We start from the raw sequence: 25,970 nt of genomic DNA, 5'->3' as shown, positions 1-25,970 counted from the left end.
GGATTACTCCGCCACCTGATGCACCACGTCGATCACCGACCCATCGCGATAGCGCACTACCGCCACCACCTTGTCGGTAAAGACGATCGGTGCCGGTTCACCGGTCAGCAGCAGCGCCCGCTGACGCAGCCAGTCGATGCTGACCACCGGCAAACCAGCCTCTTGCAGCCTTTGCGCCAGCTCCGGCCGCGCAGGGTTAACGGCAATACCATGATCGGTAACCAGAATGTCGATGCTGGAGCCAGGCGTGACACAGGTGGTGACCTGCTCGACCAGCGTTGGGATGCGCCCACGCACCAGCGGCGCCACGATGATCGCCAGCCGCGCCGCCGCTGCAGTATCGCAGTGACCACCGGAAGCTCCGCGCAGCAGGCCGTCAGAGCCGGTCAGCACGTTTACGTTAAAACCGGTGTCGATTTCCAACGCGCTCAAGACCACCACGTCAAGCCTGTCGACCGAAGCGCCCTTCGAACTGAAGTTGGCGTACTGATTGGCGCTGATTTCTATGTGATTGGGGTTACGCGCCAGTGACATCGCCGCCGCACGGTCAAAGCTCTGCACGTCCAGCAAGCGGGCGATCAGCCCTTTTTCATGCAAATCCACCATGGTTGAGGTGATGCCGCCCAGCGCAAAACCGGCGCGAATGCCGCGCGCGCGCATTTTGTCCTCCAGAAAACGCGTCACCGCCAGTGAAGCGCCACCGGTGCCGGTTTGCAGCGAGAAGCCTTCGGTAAAGTAGCCGGAACCGGCGATCACTTCGGCGGCCCGGCGTGCAATCAGCAGTTCACGCGGGTTGGAGGTCATACGCGTGGCATCGGCACCAATCTTGTCGGCGTCGCCCACTCGCTCCAGTTGAACAATCAGATCCACCCGATCCTGTGCCAGACTGGCCGGATGATGCGGATAAGGCACAATCGCCTCGGTCAACACCACCACGGTGCCTGCCGCATCGGCATCCACTCTGGCATAACCCAGTGAGCCGCAGCAGGCTTCGCCGCTGTAGCCATTGGCATTACCGAACTCATCGCAGGCAGGTACCCCGAGGAAAGCAACGTCGATGCTCAATTCACCGGACTCGATCAGATTGACCCGACCACCGTGGGAGTGGATTTGCACCGGTTCGGCCAACAGCCCACGTGAGATGGCGTCCGCCAGTGGTCCGCGCATGCCGGAGGTATAAATACGACTCACCACCCCGTTGCGGATATGGCCGACCAGCGGCGCATGGCATTCGCTGAGCGAGCTGGAAGCCAGCGTCAGGTTGCGGAACCCCATCGCCGCCAGCGTTTCCATCACCTGATTCAGCGCCAGATCGCCACCGCGAAACGCATGGTGGAAAGAAATGGTCATGCCGTCCTGCAACCCGCTGCGGCGCACCGCCTGTTCCAGCGTGTCACAGCGTTTGATATCACGGGGTTTGCTCGCCTGCTGGTTAGCCTTGGAGGACGCCTGATAGCAGCGCAAATCCGCCAGGTTCTTCAGGGTCATCAGTCGTTGTTGGCGTTTCATTATGCTTCCTCTCCATGCTGAACCGAGGCTTCGCGGATACCGGAAAGCGCCGCACGCTGCAGCACCAGCCGTGCGCGTTCAATCACCGGGCTGTCGACCATCTTGCCGTTGAGCGACACCACGCCGCGCCCCTCCTGCTCCGCCGCCGCCGCGGCATCCACCACCCGTTGAGCGTGAGCCACCTCTTTGGCGGTGGGTGCATACAAGTTGTGCAACAGTTCAATCTGCCGGGGATTAATCAGGGATTTGCCGTCGAAACCGAGCTGTTTGATCAGCGCCGCTTCCTGCAGGAACCCGGCTTCGTTATTGGCGTCGGAATAGACCGTGTCGAACGCCTGAATGCCCGCCGCCCGCGCCGCCTGCAGCAACGAACAGCGTGCAAACAACAGTTCTATGCCTTCCGGGGAACGCTCGGTACGCAGGTTGCGCACGTAGTCTTCCGCCCCCAGCGCAATACCGATCAGCCGTGGTGAGGCATGGGCAATAGCCACCGCTTGGGTAATACCCGCCGCCGACTCAATCGCCGCCAGCAGGCCGGTGCTACCGACCGGGCGCCCGCAGTCGGCTTCGATGACGGCAATCTCACGGGCCATATCCACCACGTCCTGCGCGCTGTCGGTTTTCGGCAGGCGCACAATGTCCGCCCCACCACGGACTACCGCCTGTAAATCTGCCAGGCCATAAGCGGAATCCAGCGCGTTAACCCGCACAATGGTTTCCACTTCCTGATACAGCGGATGTTGCAACGCGTGATACACCAGACGCCGCGCCGCATCTTTCTCACGCAGGATCACCGAGTCTTCCAGATCGAACATCAGCGCATCGGCCTGATAAATAAAGGCGTTGCTCACCATCGCCGCATTGGCACCGGGCACGAACAGCATGCTGCGGCGCAGACGATGTTTATTCAGCGCTTTCATTAGGCGCCCCCCACGGCAGTTGGCCATTGTCGCTGGCACGCATCAGCGCGGTTTCCAGCCGGGCCCGCAGTACGCAGTCGAGCGCCCCTTTGTCGTCCACCATCACCTGCACCGGCTCCACCTGGTAGTGCTCCAGCACCTGCAACAGCGTCTGACGGATGGCTTCGCCAAACTGTTTTTCCACGCTGCTGGCGATCAGCAGATCGTGTTCCGGCCCCTCGGCGGGGGCGATGCGCACCATGACATCGCTGGATTCCAGCGTGCCGGCCATTGCTTCTCGGATAATTTTCATCTTTCACCTGATTGTGCGGATTCAAAGGGGGTAGCCGCCGGTTTGGTCCGGCGCTGCGTTTGCAAATCTTGCAGGTAATACAGGGTGCCCGGTGGCACCAGCGGCGCGGCGGAGTGAAAATCACCCGCGGCCAACAGCTTGCGCACCCAGGAGGCGGAGATCGCCGTGCCCTGATATTGCAAACGCTCAATTTCTACCAGCGCGACTGGCGGGCTGGATAACGTCGGGGTTTCCAGCCAATAACGCATATCACGGTTGTACTTCGCGGTGACCGCGCAGAACGGCTCGTTGCCGACAAAACGGTGGGTGATGCCCAGTGCAGGGGCCAGATACTGACGAAAGATCTTCAGATCGATTTCGGTGTAGCAGTCATCGGCAATACCCTGATCTTTAATGAAGTAACAAGGGAAAGTGGCGCGGGAAATGACGTATTGCGAGCCTTCATGCACCCTCAGGTTGGCAATGTCTGCCGTACCCGCCAGCACCAGCCGCCGCCGGTCTTCATAGCTGAAACGCGAGGTGTTTTCCTTGACCAAAAACAGGTGCAGCCAGTCGCACTTTTCTGCCGCCTGGCGCACCAGATATTGGTGACCACGGGTAAAGGGATTGGCATTCATCACAATGCTGCCAATGCGCTGGCCCGGCTGCCGCTGGCTCGCCAGTTGGGCGGCATAGCGCTTCAGGCGGCACGGGCTGTTTTCCATCAGCACCACGATGCCCGGCACCTGGGCTATCGGATAAAAACCACACTGGCGGAACAGCGGTTCATTTTGGATTTTGGTGTAGATAAATAGCTGGGTGTGGTGGCGTTCATAAGCCAGATTCACCAGTTCGGTCGCCAGTTGCAGTGCCAGGCCTTCGCCACGCATTTGTGGGCTGATGGCAACGCATTTGATAATATTGTCCGCAATACCGCCGCAGGCGACCAATTTATCGTTCTGTGTAACGGTAATAAATATTTCAACCGTAGTATCAATATTCAGATCGTTACTCCGCAGGAAGGCATTAATCTGCGCAATACTTTTATGATCTGATCTTTTCACTCGGTCAAATATGGCATCGCCCAACATATCACGCTCTCTGGTTTAACTAACAAACAACAAAAAAAACATAAAACAAACATCAATTAACATTTCATGGGGGATTAACACTTTAAAAACCATGAATATAAAAACGAAAGACCATTGCTAAAACTTAATGAAACAATAGTAATAAGAAAAAAATAGCCAATTATTGACCTGTTTCACAAACACCTTTCGGTTAATAAGTTATTTAATGTTCTTTATTTACTTAATTATTTTTATGGCGTTTATTACTAAGATATTCTTTATTAGATAGTGCAATTTACTTACATTTATTTAGCATATTCATTGCAACAGGAAACGGTCCTATGGAATGGTTGAACATACTGATCGTCGAAGATGAGACGCCGCTGGCGGAGATGCATGCGGAATTTATCCGGCAGAACGGCGGTTGCCGGCAAATCTGGCTGGCCGGCACCTTGGCACAGGCGCGCATGATGACTGACCGCTTCAAACCGGATCTGATCCTGCTGGATAACTTTCTGCCCGACGGCCAGGGCATTGAGCTACTGCGTGAATTGACCTTGAGTGGCTATGCCGGTGGCGTCGTGTTTATCACCGCCGCCAGCGATATGGACACCGTGGCCGAAGCGCTGCGTTACGGGGTGTTCGACTACCTGATCAAACCGCTGGCTTATAATCGTCTGGCCCACACGCTGCTGCGCTTTAGCCAGCGGCGCCAGGCGCTGAAAGACAAAGCGCAACTTAGCCAGCAGCGCATCGACCAGATGTTCAATACCTATGCACGCAGTGAACAGCAGGCAGCGCTACCTGCGGGCATTGATGAACTGACGCTGGTAAAAATCCGCGCCCTGTTCGAGCACGCTTCCACCAGCCACACTGCTGAAAGCGTTGCGCAAAAGATGGGGTTAAGCCGCACCACCACACGCCGTTATCTGGAGTTTTGCACCGCCGCCCAGCAACTGCGTGCAGAAATAATTTACGGCAAAGTGGGCCGTCCGCAGCGGATTTATCGCCCCAACCTGCCAGAATAAGCGGTTATTTGATCGGCCCTGCAAGGTTGCATGTATACCCTATAGCTTTCAAGTTGCAGCTAGGCGCCCAGCTCGCTCATCCCCAGGCGCTTACTCGAGTAAGTAACTGGGGTGAGCAAGTGCAGGTAACAACGCTGCGGCTTGAAAGATGACGGGTATAACCGCTTTACTTTTTGGGGACTCATCAGCATCTTATTCGGCATGAAGCCCTATAATCTGCCGACAGGACGATCGCCGATGAGTAGCCTGCCCCATCCTTCCCTGAAAGACCTCCTCGCCCGCCGGGACTGGCAAAATCCGACCTGTACCCACTATCAACGACTGGCCGCACATCCGCCTTTCTCAAGCTGGCGCAGCCTGAATGCCGCACGTGATGATGAGAGCAGCGGGAGTCGGCAAATCTTGAACGGCGACTGGCAGTTCAGCTATTTCGACAAGCCGCAGGCGGTGCCCGACAGTTGGTTGCAACAGGACCTGGCCGACGCTGATACCCTCGCAGTGCCGTCCAACTGGCAACTTGCCGGTTATGACGCGCCAATCTACACCAACGTCCGCTACCCGATCCCGGTCGATCCGCCGCGGGTGCCGGAGCATAACCCGACCGGTTGCTATTCGCGGCAGTTTACCGTCGACCCTGCCTGGCTGGCTGAAGGTCAGACGCGCATTATTTTTGACGGCGTCAACTCGGCGTTTTATCTGTGGTGCAACGGTCACTGGGTCGGTTATTCACAGGACAGCCGTCTGCCCGCTGAGTTTGATCTCAGTCCCTGGTTGCAGCCCGGTGAAAACCGACTGGCGGTGATGGTGCTACGCTGGTGCGATGGCAGCTATCTGGAAGATCAGGATATGTGGCGTATGAGCGGTATTTTCCGCGATGTCAGCCTGCTGCATAAACCCGCCGCGCACCTGAGCGATATTCGTATCACCACCCCGCTGTATGACAGTTTCCGCCGTGGCGAACTGGTGGCGGAAGTGCACGTCAAGCAGCCCGCGCAGCACCGGGTACGGTTGCAGCTATGGCGCGGTAGCCAGTTGCTGGGGGAAAAAAACCAGGCATTCGGCAGTGCGATTATCGACGAACGCGGTGCCTATGAGGATCGCACTACCCTGCGCCTGCCAGTGGAACACCCGGCCCTGTGGAGCGCGGAAATGCCCACGCTGTACCGCGCCACCGTCACACTGCTGTCGCCGGAAGGGGAAATTATTGAGGTGGAGGCCTATGACGTCGGCTTCCGTCAGGTGGAAATCAGCAATGGACTACTGAAGCTTAACGGCCAGCCGTTGTTGATCCGCGGGACCAACCGTCACGAACATCATCCGCAGCACGGTCAGGTCATGGACGAGGCCACTATGCGCCATGACATCCTGCTGATGAAGCAACACAACTTCAACGCCGTGCGCTGCTCACACTACCCGAACCATCCATTGTGGTACCGGTTATGCGACCGCTACGGGCTGTATGTGGTGGATGAAGCCAATATTGAAACCCACGGCATGCAGCCGATGAACCGGTTGTCTGACGATCCGCTGTGGTTGCCGGCAATGAGCGAACGTGTAACACGCATGGTGCAGCGTGACCGCAACCACCCTTGCATTATTATCTGGTCGCTGGGCAACGAGTCCGGTCACGGCTGCAACCACGACGCGTTGTATCGCTGGGTGAAAAGTCAGGATCCTACCCGCCCGGTTCAGTACGAAGGCGGGGGTGCCAACAGCGCCGCCACCGATATTATCTGCCCGATGTATGCGCGGGTGGATCAGGATCAGCCATTCCCCGCCGTGCCCAAGTGGTCAATCAAAAAGTGGATCGGCCTGCCGGATGAACATCGCCCGCTGATCCTGTGCGAATACGCTCATGCTATGGGTAACAGCTTCGGGGGTTTTGACCGCTACTGGCAGGCATTTCGTCAGTATCCGCGTCTGCAGGGTGGCTTCGTCTGGGACTGGGTCGATCAGGCACTGACCCGCCGTGACGAAAACGGCAACCCATACTGGGCTTACGGTGGCGACTTTGGCGACACGCCGAACGATCGGCAATTCTGCCTTAACGGTCTGGTATTCCCCGACCGCACGCCCCACCCTGCACTGTTTGAAGCACAACGCGCACAACAATTTTTCCAGTTTGCCTTCGACGCCGAGACGCTGACGTTGACCGTCAACAGCGAGTATCTGTTCCGCCAAACCGACAATGAGCGGCTGAACTGGCGGCTGGAGCTCGATGGCACAGAGCGCGCCAGCGGCAGCTTCGATCTCAACCTGCCGCCGCAGGGCAGCGCCAGCTTCCCACTGCTAGAACGCTTGCCGATGCTCCATCAACCCGGCGAACTGTGGCTGAATGTCGAAATGGTGCAACCGCAGGCTACCGACTGGTCCGAGGCCAACCATCGCTGCGCATGGGACCAATGGTTGGTGCCACGCACGCTGCATTTTGCACCAGCGACAGCGGCCGGTTCAGCACCACAGCTGAGCCAAAATGAGCAAACGATCGACATCACCCATGGCCATCAACGCTGGCAGTTTACGCGCCACGACGGCTGTCTGAGCCAATGGTGGCAACATGAGCGCCCTCAACTGCTGACATCACTGCGCGATAACTTTATCCGTGCGCCGCTGGATAACGACATCGGCATCAGCGAAGTCGAGCGCATCGATCCCAACGCCTGGATAGAACGCTGGAAGCTGGCAGGCATGTACCGGCTGGAAGAGCGCTGCACGCTGTTGCAGGCCGACTTGCTTGGTGATGGCGTACGGGTGGTGAGTGAACACCTGTTCGGAGCCGATGGGCAAACGCTGTTACGCAGCCGCAAGCAGTGGCTGTTCGACAGCCAGGGCGCAGCCAGCATCAGCGTTGACGTCGATATCGCCGCCAGTCTACCGCCACTGGCACGTATTGGCCTGAACTGCCAACTGAAAGAAATTCATCCACAGGCGCAATGGTTGGGGCTTGGCCCGCATGAGAACTACCCGGACCGCCGCCTCGCCGCGCAATTCGGGCGCTGGCAACTGCCGCTGGAAGAGTTGCACACGCCGTATATATTCCCCGGCGAGAACGGCCTGCGCTGCGAGACCCGCAGCCTGCAGTACGGTGACTGGCACATTGACGGACGGTTCCACTTCTCGCTCAGCCGCTACGGCCTGCGCCAGCTGATGGAATGCAGCCACCAGCACCTGCTGCAACCGGAGGCCGGCACCTGGCTCAGCCTGGACGGCTTCCATATGGGGGTGGGCGGTGACGACTCCTGGAGCCCGAGCGTTAATCAGGACTACCTGCTCAGTCGCAGCCATTACCATTATCAACTGCGTCTAAAACGCGCAGAATAGAGCTAAATCTGCCAAAAGCTCAACGGGTTGCGCATTCTGTAAGCAAACAGTCACAGAATGCGTAATCCGCCTTTGACATGCTGCCAACACCCCGTTATGATTCCGGCCGTTCAAACGATTCCTCTGTAGTTCAGTCGGTAGAACGGCGGACTGTTAATCCGTATGTCACTGGTTCGAGTCCAGTCAGAGGAGCCATATTAGAGAAGCCCGCTTAAGGAAACTTAAGCGGGCTTTTTGCTTTTCTGAATATCGCACATGCCAGGCAAAAGCATGCTCATCTCCTGGCCCTAAGCGATTTTTCCCCCCTATTCTCAATACATCCCAAAGCAACGATTCTGTGAGGCTCTCCTGTGGACTACCAGAGGCGTTCAGTGCCGTCTCGGTGCGACACGAAATCAGCTTGCGGTTTGCCACATTCCTGGGTTATCTGTTTCCCGGTGAAATACACACGTTGAGCAAATTCTGGCGCGTACGGTGGGTGCTACCGGCACGCTGTTGATGGATTGATGACAACAGGAGGACTTGAAATGCCTAACCCCCCTACTATTGCTCTGATTGGTCCCGGCGCGATTGGTTCCACTATCGCTGCTGCACTGCATGAAGTTGGCCGCACGCCACTGCTTTGCGGGCGCACCGCGCACCCCCAATTAATGCTGCGTCACGATGAAGGTGAAGTGGTGGTTCCTGGTCCGGTATTGAGCAGGCCGCCGACCGATACCCAACCCTTTGATCTGGTCTTTGTGGCGGTGAAAACGACCCAGGTGGCAGAGAGCGTCAATTGGCTTGCCGCGTTGTGCGATGAAAACACGGTCGTGTGTGCACTGCAAAACGGCGTCGAACAGAAAACCCTGTTGGAACCCTATGTTAACGGAGCAACGGTACTGCCTTCGGTCGTATGGTTCCCGGCGCAGCGCGAGTCGGATTCGTCTGTCCGCCTGCGGGCTAAACCGCGCTTGACACTCCCGGATGTGCCACAGGTAAAAAGGGTCGTTGATGCGCTCAGCGGTACCCGCTGCAGCGTCGAACTGTCATCCGATTTCCTCTCGATCGCCTGGCGCAAACTCTTGCAGAATGCGGTCGCGGGCCTGATGGTTCTTGCAAACCGCCGTGCGGGAATGTTCTCACGCGGGGATATCACGAAACTGGCACTGGCTTATCTGCATGAATGTCTGGCTGTCGCACGTGCCGAAGGTGCGGTACTTAGCGATAACGTTCCCCAGGAGATCGTTGACGGTTTTCATCGTGTGCCTGCGGACTTGGGTACCTCCATTCTCGCCGATCGCCAGGCCAATCGCCCGCTGGAATGGGAAATACGCAATGGCGTCGTGCAGCGTTATGGCCATTCACAAGGTATTCCTACCCCTATTAGCGACATCCTGGTTCCTTTACTGGCGGCAGGAAGCGAGGGGCCGGGTTGAGGTGGTAAACACCAAAGGCGTTTGTAGGGGGCGTTTCTCCAAGCTTTTTGCCCCGTCACTGCCCCCACTAACGACATCTCCCCCGCCGCTCCCCAGATCATGAATATGCCTCATGTGGTAATGAAATTAAGTCGCTTTCACTCATTCCGTGGCTCTGGCATAAAAGATGCAATGTTAACTTACTGACAACATGAAGACTGACGAACGAGAAAGCCAGTGGTTTCTGGAAAATCAAAAAGTTGGATTCAGGTTTCATGCCAGAACTCAGGGTGCAAGATCACGATGAACAAAGATTTTACATTTACCATCAAGAGCAGTAGTTTCGATGAAAATTATAACCCTTCCGAAAATACGCGCATCACTACCAACTTTGCCAATTTGGCCAGAGGCAAGAACCGTCAGGAAAACCTGCGCAACACTCTGGTGATGATTGACAATCGTTTCAATAGCCTGGCGCATTGGGATAACCCCAAAGGCGATCGTTATGCTGTCGAACTTGAAATCATTTCTGTTGAGATGAATATTAAAGACAATAACAATAGCTTCCCCGTCATTGAGATATTAAAAACCAACATTTTTGATAAAAAAACCAATAAACGCACTGAGGGTATTGTAGGCAATAACTTTTCTTCTTACGTGCGAGATTATGACTTTAGCGTATTACTGTTGGAACACAACAATAACCAATCCGGCTTTAGCATTCCAGATGACTTTGGTAAATTGCATGGGAATATATTTAAATATTTCGTCAACTCAGATGAGTACAAAGATAATTTTACAAAGTCGCCGGTAATCTGCCTGAGCGTTTCAAGTAAAGACACCTATTATCGGACAGGGAATGATCACCCTGTATTAGGCATTGAATACCAGCAGAATGATTCTTCTTTGACTGAAAAATACTTCAGCAAAATGGGCTTGCAGGTTCGCTATTTCATGCCAAAAAATAGCGTTGCGCCTTTGGCCTTTTATTTTTCTGGTGATTTACTCGGTGATTACACCGAGCTTGAACTTATCAGTACCATCAGCACGATGGAGACGTTCCAAAAGATTTACCGCCCTGAGATTTACAATGCAAACTCTGCAGCCGGACAATACTATCAGCCGGCCCTGAATCACCAGGATCATTCATTAACAAAAATTGTTTATGACCGTGAAGAGCGTAGCCAGTTGGCTATTGAGCAGGGGAAATTTACTGAAGAACACTTTATCAAACCCTATAAGACTATTTTTGAGCAATGGTCTGCTCACTGCGCGCTTTGATTAACCCAAAATAAAAGGTCATCCATTATGAAAATATTATTACCTACTTCGACTGCTGGTAGCTTACCCAAGCCGTCCTGGCTTGCACAACCTGAGACACTTTGGTCACCCTGGAAATTGCAGGATGAGGAACTGATTGAGGGTAAACAAGATGCTCTGCGCTTGTCCCTGGAAGATCAACAACGCGCAGGTATTGATATTGTCAGTGATGGCGAGCAAACGCGCCAACACTTTGTCACGACCTTTATTGAGCACCTGAGCGGCGTTGATTTTGAAAAACGGCAGACGGTTAGAATTCGTAACCGCTATGATGCCAGTGTGCCGACAGTCGTCGGTGCAGTCACCCGTCAAAAGCCGGTTTTTGTTGAAGACGCCCGATTTTTACGTCAACTGACCAAGCAGCCGATTAAATGGGCCCTGCCAGGCCCGATGACGATGATAGATACGCTTTATGATAACCACTATAAAAGCCGTGAAAAACTGGCCTGGGAATTCGCAAAAATTCTCAACCAGGAAGCCCGGGAGTTAGAGGCGGCCGGGGTCGATATTATCCAGTTTGATGAGCCGGCATTTAATGTTTTCTTTGATGAAGTGAATGATTGGGGCATCGCCGCTTTAGAAAGAGCCATCGAAGGGCTTAAATGTGAAACGGCCGTGCATATCTGCTATGGATATGGCATCAAAGCCAATACCGATTGGAAAAAGACGTTGGGGTCAGAATGGCGGCAATATGAAGAAGCTTTCCCCAAACTGCAGACATCCAATATCGATATAATCTCACTAGAATGTCATAACTCGCATGTTCCAATGGACCTGCTTGAACTGATTCGCGGTAAAAAAGTGATGGTAGGTGCCATTGACGTGGCCACCAACACCATAGAAACCCCCGAAGAAGTCGCCAATACTTTACGCAAGGCACTGCAGTTTGTGGACGCCGACAAACTCTATCCTTCAACCAACTGCGGTATGGCCCCGTTGTCTCGTCGGGTCGCCACGGGCAAGCTCAATGCGTTAAGCGCAGGCGCTGAGATCATCCGCAGAGAGCTCACCACTCAATAACCTCGCCAAATTAGAAAAGCAGGCTTCCCCGGAAGTCTGCTTTTTGCATTTTAACCCGGCGTTAGTACTCAGGCTCCGCTGGTTTCTCTCAGAGAACTGACAACCTCACGCGCCTCGGCGAACAATTTCTGGTAGTGGGCCTCGCCGTCGGTAACCCCCTCCTCCACGCCAATCGTGTTATTGAGAGAAATTCACTAATACGGCCGAACTTTTCAGACTTTGCTTCGTTTATTGCCGTCGCTCGCTACAAAAGTTTTCGCGAAGCGGGCGATGAACTGGGGCTATCCCCCTCCGCCATGAGTCACTCTATCAAGCCGTTGGAACAGCGATTAAAGGTCCGTTTATTTAATCGCACCACTCGCAGCGTGGCGCAGACTGAAGCGGGGTTAACCCTTTTTGAACGGCTGCGCCCGGTATTTGATGAAATCAATACCATACTCGACGAGATGAATTGTTTCCGCGATGCCCCGATGGGTACCCTCAAAATCAATACTTCACGCCTGGCCTCACGTCTCTTTCTGCTGCCGCTAATAGCCGGGTTTAGCCGCAAATATCCGGACATCAAAGTGGAGATCACCACCGAGGACAAGCTGGTGGACATTGTCCGACAGGAATTCGATGCCGGGATCCGCCTGAATACCTTAAAGATCACCCTGCACCGAAACATCCGTGCGAGCTGATTCATCACCAAAGCGTCGTTTTTCGCTTCCAGAGCGGCCGCCCCTACCTCTGGGAATTTGAAAACCCTTCAGGGAAACTTGAAGTAGCTCCAGTGGGTAATATCATGCTCGACGATATGGATTCAGCGATCGAGACGGTTCTGTGCGGAGCCGAGCCGGGCTGGGCTATCTCTATTACGAACAGGTGAAAGAACATCTGCAAAGCGGCAAGCTCGTCAAGGTTCTTGACGACTGGCTCCCCGAACGCCCCTCCCTGCAACTTTATTATCCCAATCGCCAATATATGTCCGGCCCATTACGCGCATTTATTAACTACATGAAACAGACGCAGAGAACGACTGAAAATAGTCATCAGGAGAACCAAAAATGATCGCGGCAGTGAGTTTGCCAACCCATGAACTCCTTCCTGTATCTCCCTTTAAGCATTTTTCTGTCCTTTCCCCTGTATGAGGCTTGTCACAAAATGCGCATGAAGTTTTAGCGTCCAGCGAACAACTCAGCACAGGGGAATCATTGTTAATGACCCGTTACGGCTTATCGCATTAAATTGTTAACGTTGATTCATGCGGCAAACGCATCAGTTGATGAGTTTATTGCGCTTATTTACTTTATTGACCTGATCCAGTCTGCAGCAACAGGCGCAGTAAAAGCGCCGATGACAAACTGGAGATTAAGATGCATTCCTCTAACGCCCCCATGACCCACAGGGCCAGAATCAGCGCGATACTGCGAGTTACCTCCGGCAACTTTCTGGAGCAGTTTGATTTTTTCCTGTTCGGGTTCTATGCCACCTACATTGCCCATACCTTTTTTCCGGCCAGCAGTGAATTTGCCTCACTGATGATGACCTTCGCGGTCTTTGGCGCGGGCTTTTTGATGCGCCCTATCGGTGCAATCGTGTTGGGTGCGTACATTGATAAAGTCGGCAGACGTAAAGGGCTGATTGTGACTCTGTCGATCATGGCGGCCGGGACCTTCCTGATTGTGCTTATCCCGTCTTATCAAACGATCGGGATCTGGGCGCCGTTGCTGGTGCTTGGCGGCCGTTTATTGCAAGGTTTCTCAGCCGGTGCTGAACTGGGTGGCGTATCCGTTTACCTGGCCGAAATTGCCACCCCAGGCCGTAAAGGCTTTTACACCAGTTGGCAGTCTGGCAGCCAGCAAGTGGCCATTATGGTGGCCGCGGCGATGGGTTTTGCCCTGAATGCCGTTATGGAAGAAAGCGCCATTCGCGAATGGGGCTGGCGTCTGCCTTTCCTGTTCGGCTGCCTGATTGTCCCTTTCATCTTTTTACTGCGCCGTAAACTGGAAGAAACCCAGGAGTTTAACGCCCGTCGCAACCACCTGGCGATGCGCGAGGTGTTTAAAACCCTCTTGGCGAACTGGCAGGTGGTTATTGCCGGCATGCTGATGGTCGCTATGACCACCACCGCATTTTATTTGATCACCGTCTATGCACCGACGTTCGGTAAAAAAGTCCTGATGCTGAGCGCCTCTGACAGCCTGCTGGTGACCTTGCTGGTAGCAATATCCAACTTCCTTTGGCTACCGGTAGGGGGCGCTCTGTCAGACCATTTTGGTCGTAAACCTGTCCTGATCACCATGGCCCTGCTGGCACTGGTCACTGCGTATCCGGCTCTTAGCCTGCTGGCCGAAGCCCCCAGCTTCTCCATGATGCTCACGGTGCTGTTATGGCTCTCCTTTATCTATGGCCTCTACAACGGTGCCATGATCCCGGCGTTAACCGAGATCATGCCGACGGAGGTGCGGGTTGCCGGTTTCTCACTGGCCTACAGCCTGGCGACCGCTGTGTTTGGCGGATTTACACCGGTCATTTCTACCGCACTGATTGAGTACACCGGCGACAAGGCATCCCCCGGCTACTGGATGAGTTTTGCTGCGTTATGCGCATTGCTGGCGACCTTCTATCTGTACCGTCGCAGCACATTAACTTTACAAACAGCAGGTTAAATCAGGGATTACGCTATGCAAAAAATCTACCGTTCACTCCTCGCCACCTTGGTGATTTTCTCTGCCAGTACAGGAGTGCAAGCTAAAGAAGTGACCGTCATGATTTCAGGGGGCTTTAAAGCCGCACTGGAAAAACTGGCCCCACAGTTCGAAGCAACGAGTGGCGACAAAATCATTTTGGTCTCCGGCCCCTCGATGGGGAATACGCCCCAGGCGATACCGGCACGCCTGGCTCGCGGCGAAAATGCCGACGTGGTGATTATGGTGGGCGATGCACTGAAAAAGCTGGAAAAGGATAACTGGATACAGCCGGGTTCGCGCGTTGAACTGGCCGATTCGCCGATTGGCATGGTGGTCAAACAAGGTGACCCTAAACCCAATATCAAAAATGATGCAGAGCTGCGCAATACCCTGCTGCAGGCTAAATCCATTGCCTATTCTGACAGTGCCAGCGGCAGATATGTCAGCAGCCAGCTTTTCCAAAAACTGGGTCTTGAAGACCAGTTGAAGGAGAAAGCGCATAAGGTTGAACGCATTCCAGTGGCATCGGAAGTGGCGAAAGGAAAATATGCGGTAGGTTTCCAGCAGGTCAGTGAACTGCTCCCTGTCCCGGGTGTCACCTTTATTGGCGAACTGCCTGACAATGTCCAGTACATTACCCGTTTTGCCGGTGCGGTCACCGCCAAAGCCGAACACCCTCAGGAAGGCAAAGCGCTACTGGATTTCCTGTCTTCCCCGCAGGCGCAAAAAACCATTCACGCCACCGGGATGAGGGCCGTGAAGGCTGAACAACCGGCTAGGCAGAGTGATACTGTTCAGTGATCAGTTTTTCCAACTCAGCGGCAAGGTAGGATTGCATACGTCCGCTGCGCCTGATCAGGCCGACGGTGCGCTTTACAACCGGGTCTGTCAGTGGCAGGTGAGTCAGCACCGAATGATCTGCTCCCGGCATCGACATAGCGGGTACGGCGGCAATGCCGATACCCGCCTCAACCATGCCCAGCATGGTCGTCACATGGCGCGTTTCGCAGAGGCTGGCACGCTCAGGGATGATGTGTGCCAGCATCTGATCGAGCAAATTGCGGTTGCCGGAGGTCTTATCCAGCCCCACATAATCCTGCTGATAAAACTCGCGCCAGGTCAGGCTTTTTTTACCGGCCAGAGGGTGATCGCGCCTGCAGGCAGCCACGTAAACATCCCCAATCAACGGCAGAAATTCGATATTGGGTTGCAGGTTTCTCGCAAAACAGATGCCGAAGTCGGCCTGGCCGCTGGTCACCACTTCGATGACATTGCCGGCACTGCTATCGATAAGCTTAACGCGTACGCGTGGATAGCGAGCCTGGAAGCGGCGAATCACGTCGGGCATAAAGTAATAAGCCGCTGAAGGCACCGTGGCGACGGTGACCAGACCCGTTCTGTCCTGACTGACCTTATCGATATCGGCTAATACCAACTCAACGTTCATCAAGAGTTGATCTGAACGCTCGGCAAAGGTCTGTCCATACAGGGTTAGCGTGACGCGCCTGGTGGTTCTGTCGAACAGCTTAATCCCCAGAGCGGATTCCAGCTTCTCTATCCTGCGGCTCAATGCTGACTGCGAAAGGCAGATGGACTCCGCGGCAAGCCGAAAATTACCGTATTCAACCAACGCGCGGAAGGCGTAGAGATCGTTGAGGTCAAAATTCACGGGCATAGTGGCAGGCAATCCTTTCAGCAGCGGCAAGGGTTTAAAGGAAAGATAATAGCCACTTATCCGACAACGGCAACACGGCAGCATAGAATAAGGAATTAATCCTGCATCTTGATAACCACTTTTCCCTTCGCATGCCCCTGGGCAAGGTAGCCAAGAGCCTCCTTTGTTTGAGCAAAGGGGAATACCTTGTCGATCACGGGTTTGATTTGTTCGGTTTCGACCAGTTTTCCTATTTGGCTGAGTTGAACACCTTCAGGCCGAACGAATAGAAAGGTATAGGTTAAGCCCCGTTTTTTTGAAAGACGCATAATATTGCGGCTCATAAGCCTGAAGATAAAAGTCAGAAAGAAATTTAACCCTCTAGCCCGCGCAAACCTGACATCTAGCGGCCCGATGAGAGAAACAATCTTGCCTCCAGGCTTTAGGATCTGGGTGGATTTTTCAATCGTATCTCCCCTGATGGTACCAAGAACCACATCATAGCCAACCAATGCCTTTTCGAACGCTTCTTTTTTATAGTCAACGATTTCGTCAGCCCCCAGGCTCCTCACCCATTCGATATTGCCCGTACTGGTTGTCGTCCCCACGGTTGCGCCCAGTTGCTTCGCCAGTTGGATGGCAAAGGAGCCTATCCCCCCAGAACCCGCCGGGATGAAAACCTTCTGACCAGGCCGCAGCCTGACTCGCTCTGTCAGTGCTTGCCAGGACGTGAGGCTTACCATAGGGAGCGAAGCCGCCTGCACAAAATCCAGGTTTGCCGGTTTTATAGCTGCAGCGCTCTCAGGCACCACCGCAAATTCGGCAAGAGCCCCCGTTCCCGTATCGAAGAGGCTGGCGAAGATTTCATCACCAGGGGAAAAACGAGTCACGCGACTTCCCACGGCAATAACAACCCCAGACAGATCGCTACCCAAGGTTGCAGGAAGCTTAAAATGCAGAACCGGCTTAAATATTCCGGTTGGGATCATATTGTCGATTGGATTTAGACCCGCAGCGTAAACTTTAACCAAGACTTCATTAGCCTTGAGCGAAGGATAATCTACGTCATCAAACCCTAATTCAGGAGATTTACCGTAACGCTTAAACGTGAAGACTTTCATCGTCTTATTATTCATTTGTTTTTCCCCTGCCGTGCAGGCAGCTGAACGATTGTTCTGGGCAAGCCCCTTTTTTGTCTAAAGAGTTTTATATCGCTCTGCGGCTTCATCTTGTTTGATGTCCGATAGCAGAGTCTGACGCACAGCATCGAGGTTGTCCCAGCGTGCGGCGTTCTGCAAAGGTGGGATGGTAACGAGTTCACGCCGATCAAACCCAACCAGGGCCGCATCAACCAATTCGCCCACTGCCATCATTTGGGGCAAAGTGTTGGTGTCGATACCTGCACGTTGCCAAATATCCGTGTAAGTCCCGGCAGGGAGCACCGCCTGAACATAAATCCCCTTCTGCGACAGCTCAATATTCATGCCCTGAGACAGGAACAGAACAAAGGCTTTGGTTGCGCCATAAACCGACATTGCAAATTCAGGGGCGAGCCCGACGACGGAACTGATGTTGACGATAGCGCCCTCGCCGGCCAGCACAAACCGTTGCGTCACTGCACTGGCCAGTCGGGTTAAAGCCGTCACATTAAGCGCGATAAGCTGCTCAATTGAATCAGACGTCTGCTCTGTAAAGCTGCCCGACTGCGCGATACCCGCGTTATTGATAAGAATGCCTATCCGCGTGTCATCACGTAAACGAGCTTCAACAGCCGCTAAATCATCAGCTTGCGTGAGGTCAGCAGGCAGAACGTCGACGGCAATACCGCTTTCTTGCCTCAACCGCTCGGCAAGGCTATCAAGTTTTGTCTTGTCGCGAGCCACCAGAACCAGGTCATGGCCCCGGCGTGCGAACCGTTCAGCGTATACGGCACCAATACCTGTAGAAGCACCGGTAATCAGAACTGTTGATTTGGTCATGAATAACCCTTATTTATCAATGAATAAATAAAATTCGCAAACTGCGATGTCTGTATAACCCTGATAGTGGTGGCTAACGGGACAGATTTAATGATGATGATCGTAATCTAAAAAGTCAATCATTTTGATTACGATCATCATCAATGTATACTTGCGGCATGCGTTTCAGAAGATGAGGCAGAGCAATGAGAGTTTCTAAAGAACAGGTGCGGGCAAACCGAATACGTATTGTTGAAACAGCTTCAGAATTGTTTCGTGAGCGGGGTTATGACGGCGTGGGTGTAGCAGAACTGATGTCAGCGGCAGGTTTAACCCACGGCGGGTTCTATAAGCACTTCGGTTCCAAGGCCGATTTAATGTCGGAGGCGATGTGCTGTGGTTTTATGCAATCCGCAGAAAGTACGGCGGATATGAGCCGGGAAGAATTTGTTGAAAACTATCTCTCCCGCCAGCATCGCGATGATATGGGCAAGGGTTGTGTGATGTCGGCACTAGGCACCGATACGGCCCGCCAATCTGAATCGATTAAGGCGACGTTTGCAACTGGCATTGAACGTCAGTTGGCCCTTTTAGCCAATGAAAATGGCGAAGGTGACATAACCCGTGCCGACCTGATCGATACCATCGCACATGTTGTTGGTGCTCTGGTGCTGTCCCGTGCCTGCCCTGATGACTCCGCGCTGGCCGATGAGATTTTGGACGTTTGCCGCTCCCGAATTCTCAATCAGGAAGCGCATGAGGATTGAGTTTCCGATTGCAGACGACGAAGATATTGCCTCCTTCACCTCACAAGATGCCATCGTCAAAAATGGCATCGACCATTACGAACACAACGCCACGCTACATTATATTCATCGCTATTCGATAAACCCGACCGGCCTTACTACCAGAAAATTTCTATCAATCAATAAAAATTCAATAGTCACAAGCTATTAAAACATTCAACCATTCCTATTTTATCTATCTTCATCCACTGACTAAGCTTAGAACTGAGTATCAATGCGAGCCCTATCAGCGGTTGGCAAAGCCTCATTTCTTATTATTTAATAATCAGCTAATTAGAAGAACCATTAGCGCAACAACCGACGCGGGCAGTTATCCGCGATGTCAAGTTAACGGCTCCCCAGCTACCGGCAGACAAGGCCTGGTGAGCGAACCTACAGAAGCAGAGAGCGCATCATGACAACTGAAAGCAAATGCCCATTTTCGGGTGGCGGCAAACCGAACACGCCACGCCGTGGCCCTTCGAATCAGGACTGGTGGCCCAACCAACTTAACCTGAAGCCACTGCACCAGCACTCCTCCCTTTCCGACCCGATGGACCCTGACTTCGATTATGCCAAAGCCTTTAACAGTCTGGATCTGGCCGCCGTTAAACAAGACCTGCACGCCCTTATGACCGACTCGCAGGACTGGTGGCCGGCAGACTTCGGCCACTATGGCGGCCTGTTCATCCGTATGGCCTGGCACAGCGCCGGCACTTATCGCATCGGCGATGGCCGTGGCGGCGCGGGAGAAGGCCAGCAACGTTTTGCACCGCTCAACAGTTGGCCCGATAACGTCAGCCTCGATAAGGCCCGTCGCCTGTTGTGGCCAATCAAACAAAAATACGGCCGCAAAATTTCCTGGGCTGACCTGATTATCCTTACCGGTAACGTCGCGCTCGAATCCATGGGCTTTAAAACCTTCGGCTATGCGGGCGGTCGCGCCGATACCTGGGAGCCGGATGACGTCTATTGGGGATCGGAAAAAATCTGGTTGGAGCTGAGCGGCGGTCAGAACAGCCGCTATTCGGGCGATCGTGATTTGGAAGATCCGCTGGCAGCGGTGCAAATGGGCCTGATTTACGTTAACCCTGAAGGCCCGGACGGTAACCCGGATCCGGTCGCTGCCGCCCGTGACATTCGCGAGACCTTTGCACGAATGGCGATGAATGATGAAGAAACCGTGGCGCTGATCGCCGGCGGCCATACCTTCGGCAAGACCCATGGCGCAGGCCCGGCCTCGCATGTGGGTGACGATCCGGAAAGCGCAGGCCTTGAGCTGCAGGGCCTCGGCTGGCAGAGCAGCTTCGGCACCGGTAAAGGTAAGGATGCCATCACCAGCGGCCTGGAAGTGACCTGGACCACCACGCCGACCCAGTGGAACCACGACTTCTTCAAACACCTGTTCGAATACGAGTGGGAACTGACGCAGAGCCCGGCCGGCGCACACCAGTGGGTGGCCAAAGACGTTGGCGAGACCATTCCCGATGCGTTCGACCCGGCGAAGAAACAGCGCCCAACCATGTTAACCACCGACCTGTCGCTGCGCTTCGATCCGGCATACGAGCAGATTTCGCGTCGCTTCTATGAGCATCCTGACCAGTTCGCCGATGCTTTTGCCCGTGCCTGGTATAAACTGACCCACCGCGATATGGGGCCACGCGCCCGCTATCTCGGCCCGGAAGTGCCGGCCGAAGAGCTGATTTGGCAAGATCCGATCCCGGCTGTCGATCATCAGTTGATTAACAATCAGGATATCGCCGATCTCAAAACCAGCATCCTGGCTTCCGGCCTGCCGATCTCGGTACTGGTCTCCACCGCCTGGGCTTCCGCCTCCACCTTCCGCGGTTCCGACAAGCGTGGCGGAGCCAACGGTGCGCGCATTCGTCTGGCGCCGCAGAAGGACTGGGCAATCAACCAACCGGTGCAACTGGCGCAAACACTGGCCAAGCTGGAAGAAATCCAGCAGGCGTTCAATAATGCCCAGTCGGGCAACAAGCGCGTCTCGCTGGCGGATTTGATCGTGCTGGCCGGTGCCGCAGCTGTCGAACAGGCAGCAGTCAACGCCGGTCATCCGGTAAGCGTGCCCTTTACGCCGGGCCGTATGGATGCCACGCAGGAACAGACCGACGTCGACTCCTTCGCAACGATGGAACCGGTTGCCGATGGTTTCCGTAACTACCTGAAACGCCAGTTTAACATTCCGGCCGAAACCCTGCTGGTCGACAAAGCGCAGCTGCTGACGCTGACCGCTCCGGAAATGACAGTACTGGTGGGTGGGCTGAGGGTGTTAAACGCCAACGTCGGCCAGAGCCAGCATGGCGTGCTGACCCAACGGCCACAGGCGCTGAGCAACGACTTCTTCGTCAATCTTCTTGATATGGGCACCACCTGGAAAGCGGTTGGCGATGACGGCGTATTCGAAGGGCGCGACAGCCAAACCGATGCGCTTAAGTGGACGGCGACCCGCGCCGATCTGATCTTCGGTTCACATTCTCAACTGCGCGCGCTGGCGGAAGTCTATGGCAGTTCGGACGCTCAGGCGAGTTTTGTCTACGACTTTGTCGCCGCCTGGAATAAGGTGATGAACCTCGATCGTTTTGACCGGGCATAGGTTCAAACCGCAGTAAAGCCGCCCGCCCAGGGAAACCTGGGCGGGTTTTTTTATGTTTATTCTCCTGTCGTTTGCCGCTCCAGGTGCCGTAGTTCAAGTGACAGGAAATGGTGCACCAATGGTTTTTCCGGGCCGATATGGAACTGCAGCGCCTCCTGCTGTAAGTCCGCATCGGCATGCGAAACCCGCTGATGCTGGCGCAAATGCTCGGCCCAGGACTCCACCATAAACCACTCCATCACACACTGTGGATCGGCGGTATGTTCGGTCAGCCCCCAGGCGTAGGCACCGTCACGACGACGCACCCGTGACAGACGTTGCAGCGTGCGCAGAAATTGCGGGCGATCTTCCAGCCGGACACGGTATTCCACCTGGATCATCACCGGTCCACGATCGTTCTCAACCGGGGTGTTGAGCAAGGGTTCCGGCCAGTGATTGGAGGGTTGCAGGTCGGCCTCGCCTTCCGGCAGGCGAATGCGATGAAACAGCAGCGAAATCACCAGCAAGCCGATACCGCCCGCCAACAGCGTGGCAGCCACGCCGATCTCCTGAGCAATCAGCCCCCACAGCAGACTACCGGCAGCCATCGCGCCATTAAACACCATCAGGTAAATCGCCAGCCCGCGTCCGCGCACCCAGTTTGGCAGAACGCCTTGTGCTGCACCGTTCAGTGAGGTCAGCGCGATAATCCAACCGGACCCCAGCGCCAGCAGCAGTAACACCGCCAGCCACTGCGGCGGTGCAATCGACAGCAAAGCCATCACCACGGCGGTGATCACTGCCGCCAATAACACCAGACCATCGGCGTTCAGCCGCTGACGTAATCTTGGCAACAGCACTGCACCGCCGATCGCTCCCGCTCCCACTGCGCCCAGCAGAATGCCATAGAAACCGGCGGTACCGCCCAGCATCTGACGCGCGACGAGCGGCAATAGCGCCCAGACCGAACTGGAGAACACAAAGAACACCGCCGCCCGCAGCAGCACCACATGCAGCTCACGGCTGGCGCGGGCATAGCGAATACCGGCACGGAAAGCGCCAAAGAAATGCTCGGAAAGCCCGTTATCCTCCACCTTCGGCCTGCGCCACCACAGCAGGGCGGTAACCACGAACACATAACTCAGTACGTCGGCACCGTAGACCGCACCGGCACCGAAGCTGGCCAACAGCAGCCCTCCCGCCGCCGGGCCGATGGCACGGGCGATGTTTATCCCAAGCGAGTTCAGCGCCACCGCATTTCTGAGATCGGCTCGCGGTACCAGCTCGGGCACGATAGATTGCCAGGTCGGCCCCATCAGTGCCCCGCCGATACCGCCGATAAAGGTCAGAGCCAACAAATACTCGACGGTCAACGCGCCGTTTTGCGACAGCAGCAGCAAGGTGCCGCTGACGCAGGCCAGTAAGATTTGGACAAAAATAAGAAAGCGACGACGGTCAAGAATATCGGACAGCACTCCCGCCGGGATCGCCAGCAGGAATACCGGCAGCGTGGCGGCGGTCTGCATCAGCGCCACCGCCGACGGATTGGAGGACAAATCCGTAACCAGCCAGGAACTGGCGACGTCGCGCATAAAACTGCCAACGTTGCCCAGCACCGTGGCTCCCCACAACACCGCGAATACCGGGATCTTCAGCGGCGCGAAACCACCGGGTGCTGCTTTGTCCTGTGCTGATTCAGCCATCTTTATGCTCCTTGAGATCGTAAAGCGCCACCAGCAGCAACGCCCCCGCCAGTCCGATATGTTCAAAAAATCCGTTCATGCCAATAAAACGCTCCGGCGGGCTCATGTCCCAAAAACGGTTGGCCATTAGCGTGGCAGCCAGAGTGAATCCGGCCAGCGCCAATGCGCCGAGCCAGCGGTAAAAACCGGTCAGGATCAACGCCGAAGCCCCCAGTTCCAGCACCACCACCAGCCCGGCAAACAACGCCGCTGGCTGTAGACCAAAATGGGTCATTTCTGCCATGGCACCGTTAAAATCCAGTGCCTTGACCAAACCGCCCTGGATATAAGCGGCGCAAATCGCCAGCAACATCAGCCAACGAAGCAAAGGAGTATCAACAGCATGTCTGACTCGAGAAATAAAAGCGGCAGTGCTCATAGTCGGCTCCGGTTCACAGGCAAAACCCCCATCCGGGTGATGGGGTCAAGACTGGATAAACGCCAGTAAATCGGCATTGAACCGGTCGGGGTCGGTTTGTGCCAGCCCATGCGAAGCCCCCGGATAGACCTTCAATTCAGCCTGCCTGATAAGCTTAGCAGCTTTCAAAGCCGATGCAGCAATCGGCACAATCTGGTCGTCATCGCCATGCACCAGCAGCGTCGGTTTATCAATCGCCAGCAGGTCGGCGGTGTAGTCGACTTCGGAAAACTCACGCACGCAGTCGTACAACCCCTTCACCCCGCCCTGCATGCCCATCAGCCAGAAGCTATCCATCAGCCCGGCATTAGCCTTGGCCCCCTTGCGGTTGAAGCCGTAAAAAGGCACCGCCAGATCCTTGAAGAACTGAGAGCGGTTTTCTGCCGTTCCGCTGCGAATGCCGTCGAAAGCCGACATCGGCAAGCCCTCTGGGTTGGTCGGGTTCTGGAGCATCAGCGGCGGCACCGCGCCCACCAGTACCACCTTCGCCACCCGCGTGCTGCCGTGACGGCCAATATAGCGCGCCACTTCACCACCACCGGTTGAATGCCCCACCAGGATCAGATCCCGCAGATCCAACGCTTCGATCAACTCCGCCAGGTCGTCCGCATAGCGGTCCATGCTGTTGCCGTCCCAGGTTTGGTCGGAGCGGCCATGACTGCGGCGATCGTGCGCAATAACGCGGTAACCGCTTTGGCCGAAGAACAGCATTTGGTTATCCCAGGCGTCGGCGGATAGTGGCCAACCGTGAGAAAACAGGATGGGTTGCCCGCGGCCCCAATCTTTATAGAAAATGCGCGTGCCATCTTGGGTGGTCAGGATGCCCATAGGTTATCTCCCGGTGGTGGTAAGGGTAGGTCTTCCGGGTTAACAGTAAGGCAGGAGAGGAAACGGTGATAACGGAATTATTTTCGGATGATCGCGAGTTTTTTTGCTGAAGATCCCGGCGTTGTCTCAATGCACAACGCCGGGTGGCTAGGTCAGGATAGAGAGAATTTAAGCCGTGGGGAGAGGCCTGATAGTGAGCCGGCGGCCCACTATCAGAGCGCGGGAAGTTAGCGGATCTGGTGGTGTTGCAGGCGTTCGCTACGGTAAAAGTTCAGCAGACACCAGCCAAGGGCGATCAACGCCAGCGGGGCCGCGACAAAACCGATGTTGCCCATGCCCAGATACTGGCTGACCTGATTACCCAGCAGTGCGCCAGCACCGATGCCGAAGTTATACAGCCCAGAATAGATTGACATCGCCACATCGGTAGCGTCCGGAGCAAGGTTCAATACCCTGGCCTGCATCGACAGGCCAATTGCCATGATCGCCATGCCCCATACCGCGAACAACACCGTCAGGTGGTTTTCATCGCCGGAGGCCGGTAACAGCAGCAGCAGGCTCAGCATCAATAAGCCGATGGCGCCGATGAAAAAGCCCGACGGGAAGCGTTCGCTGAAGCGGCTGAACAACAGACTGCCGACGATCCCGGCGGCACCGAACAGCAACAGCATCAAGGTAGTGAAGTTTTCCGACAACCCGGCTACGGTCTGAATAAAGGGTTCGATATAGCTGTACGCGGTAAAATTCGCCGTCACCACAATGATGGTCAGCATATACAGGCTGACCAACGCCGGGCGCTTAAACAACATTGGCACGCTGGCCAGGGAGCCGGAATGCTCGCTTTTCAGCACCGGCAGCAAACGCCACAGCAGCACCAGCGCCAGCGTGGCGCAGACGGCGATACCAATAAAGGTCATGCGCCAGCCGAGAATTTGACCCACGATACGGCCCAGCGGCAAACCGAGCACCATCGCCAGCGCGGTTCCCCCGGCCAGCAGGCCCAATGCCTGTGCCTTTTTACCCGCCGGTGCGACCCGGATCGCCAATGAGGCGGTGATCGACCAGAATACCGCATGGGCCAGCGCCACACCGGCACGGGAAATCACCAGCGTGGTGAAGTTCCATGCCACGGCGGTCAGCACATGGCTGGCGATAAACAGGATAAATACCCCGATCAGCAGTTTGCGTCGCTCAATCCGGCTGGTCAGCAGCATACACACCAGCGAACTGGCGGCGACGATCCAGGCATAAATAGTGATGATCAATCCCACCTGCTCGGTCTGCATCGAGAAGCTTTGGGCGATATCACTCAGCAACCCGACCGGAATAAATTCGGTGGTATTGAAGATAAAGGCCGAGACGGCAAGTATGACCACGCGCAACCAGGCAGTTGAGCGAGAGACCTGAGTGTGTTCCATGTTAAACGGGATCCGGACGGGTGCGGGAAGTAGCCATATTTTAACC

General features: G+C 55.0%; 20 protein-coding genes, 1 tRNA gene and 1 pseudogene. 11 read left to right on the top strand and 11 right to left on the bottom strand.

Annotated elements, in window-relative coordinates; all coding sequences use genetic code 11:
* Positions 1-3 precede the first annotated feature (3 nt).
* From citF to citC, 4 genes are read right to left on the bottom strand one after another with little or no spacing between them, the layout of a single operon-like run.
* A complete protein-coding gene (gene citF, locus ACUTSU_RS06990) occupies positions 4-1,509 on the bottom strand; it encodes a citrate lyase subunit alpha (RefSeq protein WP_445653945.1) in 1,506 nt (501 codons plus the stop codon).
* Positions 1,509-2,429 carry an aldolase/citrate lyase family protein gene (locus tag ACUTSU_RS06985; RefSeq protein WP_445650386.1) on the bottom strand — a complete coding sequence of 307 codons (921 nt, stop codon included), beginning with the start codon at positions 2,427-2,429 and terminating at the stop codon, positions 1,509-1,511. Before ACUTSU_RS06985 ends, citF begins: the two co-directional genes overlap by 1 nt.
* Positions 2,413-2,721 carry a citrate lyase acyl carrier protein gene (gene citD, locus ACUTSU_RS06980; protein ID WP_445650385.1) on the bottom strand — a complete coding sequence of 103 codons (309 nt, stop codon included), beginning with the start codon at positions 2,719-2,721 and terminating at the stop codon, positions 2,413-2,415. The genes ACUTSU_RS06985 and citD overlap by 17 nt, the downstream gene beginning before the upstream one ends.
* A complete protein-coding gene (gene citC / locus ACUTSU_RS06975) occupies positions 2,718-3,791 on the bottom strand; it encodes a [citrate (pro-3S)-lyase] ligase (protein WP_445653944.1) in 1,074 nt (357 codons plus the stop codon). Before citC ends, citD begins: the two co-directional genes overlap by 4 nt.
* A 320-nt stretch (positions 3,792-4,111) precedes the next feature.
* On the opposite strand from citC, the gene dpiA reads away from it, so the two are divergent.
* From dpiA to ACUTSU_RS06930, 9 genes and pseudogenes are all read left to right on the top strand, one after another.
* Positions 4,112-4,798, top strand: coding sequence for a two-component response regulator DpiA (gene dpiA / locus ACUTSU_RS06970; protein ID WP_445650383.1), 687 nt, complete (start codon positions 4,112-4,114; stop codon positions 4,796-4,798).
* 237 nt (positions 4,799-5,035) lie between these two features.
* Positions 5,036-8,119, top strand: a complete 3,084-nt coding sequence (locus ACUTSU_RS06965; RefSeq protein ID WP_445650382.1) for a beta-galactosidase — start codon at positions 5,036-5,038, stop codon at positions 8,117-8,119.
* A gap of 119 nt (positions 8,120-8,238) precedes the next feature.
* A tRNA-Asn gene (locus tag ACUTSU_RS06960) sits at positions 8,239-8,314 on the top strand.
* Positions 8,315-8,646: 332 nt separating this feature from the next.
* Entirely contained in the window at positions 8,647-9,537 is an 891-nt protein-coding gene (locus tag ACUTSU_RS06955) for an oxidoreductase (protein WP_445650381.1), read from the top strand.
* Positions 9,538-9,819: 282 nt separating this feature from the next.
* Positions 9,820-10,797: a DUF1852 domain-containing protein gene (locus tag ACUTSU_RS06950; RefSeq protein ID WP_445653943.1), complete on the top strand. Its 978-nt coding sequence runs from the start codon at positions 9,820-9,822 to the stop codon at positions 10,795-10,797.
* A gap of 27 nt (positions 10,798-10,824) precedes the next feature.
* Positions 10,825-11,856 (top strand): methionine synthase, encoded by a 1,032-nt coding sequence (locus ACUTSU_RS06945; protein ID WP_445653942.1) that lies wholly within the window; start codon positions 10,825-10,827, stop codon positions 11,854-11,856.
* Between the two features lie 197 nt (positions 11,857-12,053).
* Positions 12,054-12,906: pseudogene (locus tag ACUTSU_RS06940) on the top strand (LysR substrate-binding domain-containing protein).
* Positions 12,907-13,211: 305 nt separating this feature from the next.
* Positions 13,212-14,507, top strand: a complete 1,296-nt coding sequence (locus ACUTSU_RS06935) for an MFS transporter (protein ID WP_445650378.1) — start codon at positions 13,212-13,214, stop codon at positions 14,505-14,507.
* Between the two features lie 15 nt (positions 14,508-14,522).
* Positions 14,523-15,329, top strand: coding sequence for a substrate-binding domain-containing protein (locus ACUTSU_RS06930; protein WP_445650377.1), 807 nt, complete (start codon positions 14,523-14,525; stop codon positions 15,327-15,329).
* Here ACUTSU_RS06930 and ACUTSU_RS06925 read toward each other — a convergent pair.
* The 3 genes from ACUTSU_RS06925 to ACUTSU_RS06915 all read right to left on the bottom strand — a co-directional run bounded on the left by ACUTSU_RS06925 (position 15,304) and on the right by ACUTSU_RS06915 (position 18,161).
* A complete protein-coding gene (locus ACUTSU_RS06925) occupies positions 15,304-16,203 on the bottom strand; it encodes a LysR family transcriptional regulator (protein ID WP_445650376.1) in 900 nt (299 codons plus the stop codon). The two genes, ACUTSU_RS06930 and ACUTSU_RS06925, sit on opposite strands and share 26 nt — an antisense overlap.
* Positions 16,204-16,298: 95 nt before the next feature.
* Positions 16,299-17,318 carry an NADP-dependent oxidoreductase gene (locus ACUTSU_RS06920; protein ID WP_445653941.1) on the bottom strand — a complete coding sequence of 340 codons (1,020 nt, stop codon included), beginning with the start codon at positions 17,316-17,318 and terminating at the stop codon, positions 16,299-16,301.
* 60 nt (positions 17,319-17,378) lie between these two features.
* Positions 17,379-18,161 (bottom strand): SDR family NAD(P)-dependent oxidoreductase, encoded by a 783-nt coding sequence (locus tag ACUTSU_RS06915; protein WP_445653940.1) that lies wholly within the window; start codon positions 18,159-18,161, stop codon positions 17,379-17,381.
* 185 nt (positions 18,162-18,346) lie between these two features.
* Here ACUTSU_RS06915 and ACUTSU_RS06910 point away from each other — a divergent pair, with 185 nt between their 5' ends.
* Both ACUTSU_RS06910 and katG read left to right on the top strand, forming a co-directional pair.
* Positions 18,347-18,907 (top strand): TetR/AcrR family transcriptional regulator, encoded by a 561-nt coding sequence (locus tag ACUTSU_RS06910; RefSeq protein ID WP_445650373.1) that lies wholly within the window; start codon positions 18,347-18,349, stop codon positions 18,905-18,907.
* 433 nt (positions 18,908-19,340) lie between these two features.
* Positions 19,341-21,539, top strand: coding sequence for a catalase/peroxidase HPI (gene katG / locus ACUTSU_RS06905; RefSeq protein WP_445653939.1), 2,199 nt, complete (start codon positions 19,341-19,343; stop codon positions 21,537-21,539).
* 56 nt (positions 21,540-21,595) lie between these two features.
* Here the strand turns inward: katG and ACUTSU_RS06900 are convergent, their stop codons facing one another.
* The 4 genes from ACUTSU_RS06900 to ACUTSU_RS06885 all read right to left on the bottom strand — a co-directional run bounded on the left by ACUTSU_RS06900 (position 21,596) and on the right by ACUTSU_RS06885 (position 25,924).
* On the bottom strand, positions 21,596-23,221 hold the full coding sequence (locus tag ACUTSU_RS06900) for an MFS transporter (RefSeq protein WP_445650371.1): 1,626 nt from the start codon (positions 23,219-23,221) through the stop codon (positions 21,596-21,598).
* Positions 23,214-23,639, bottom strand: a complete 426-nt coding sequence (locus ACUTSU_RS06895) for a DoxX family protein (protein ID WP_445650370.1) — start codon at positions 23,637-23,639, stop codon at positions 23,214-23,216. The genes ACUTSU_RS06900 and ACUTSU_RS06895 overlap by 8 nt, the downstream gene beginning before the upstream one ends.
* 45 nt (positions 23,640-23,684) lie before the next feature.
* Complete coding sequence (locus tag ACUTSU_RS06890) at positions 23,685-24,506, bottom strand: alpha/beta fold hydrolase (protein WP_445650369.1); 822 nt, start codon at positions 24,504-24,506, stop codon at positions 23,685-23,687.
* 227 nt (positions 24,507-24,733) lie between these two features.
* Positions 24,734-25,924 carry a sugar transporter gene (locus tag ACUTSU_RS06885; RefSeq protein ID WP_445650368.1) on the bottom strand — a complete coding sequence of 397 codons (1,191 nt, stop codon included), beginning with the start codon at positions 25,922-25,924 and terminating at the stop codon, positions 24,734-24,736.
* Positions 25,925-25,970: the final 46 nt, after the last annotated feature.

This window comes from Serratia sp. NA_13, assembly GCF_052691735.1.
Note: the sequence above shows the minus strand (reverse complement) of the source record. Positions and strands in the feature narration are given on the sequence as shown.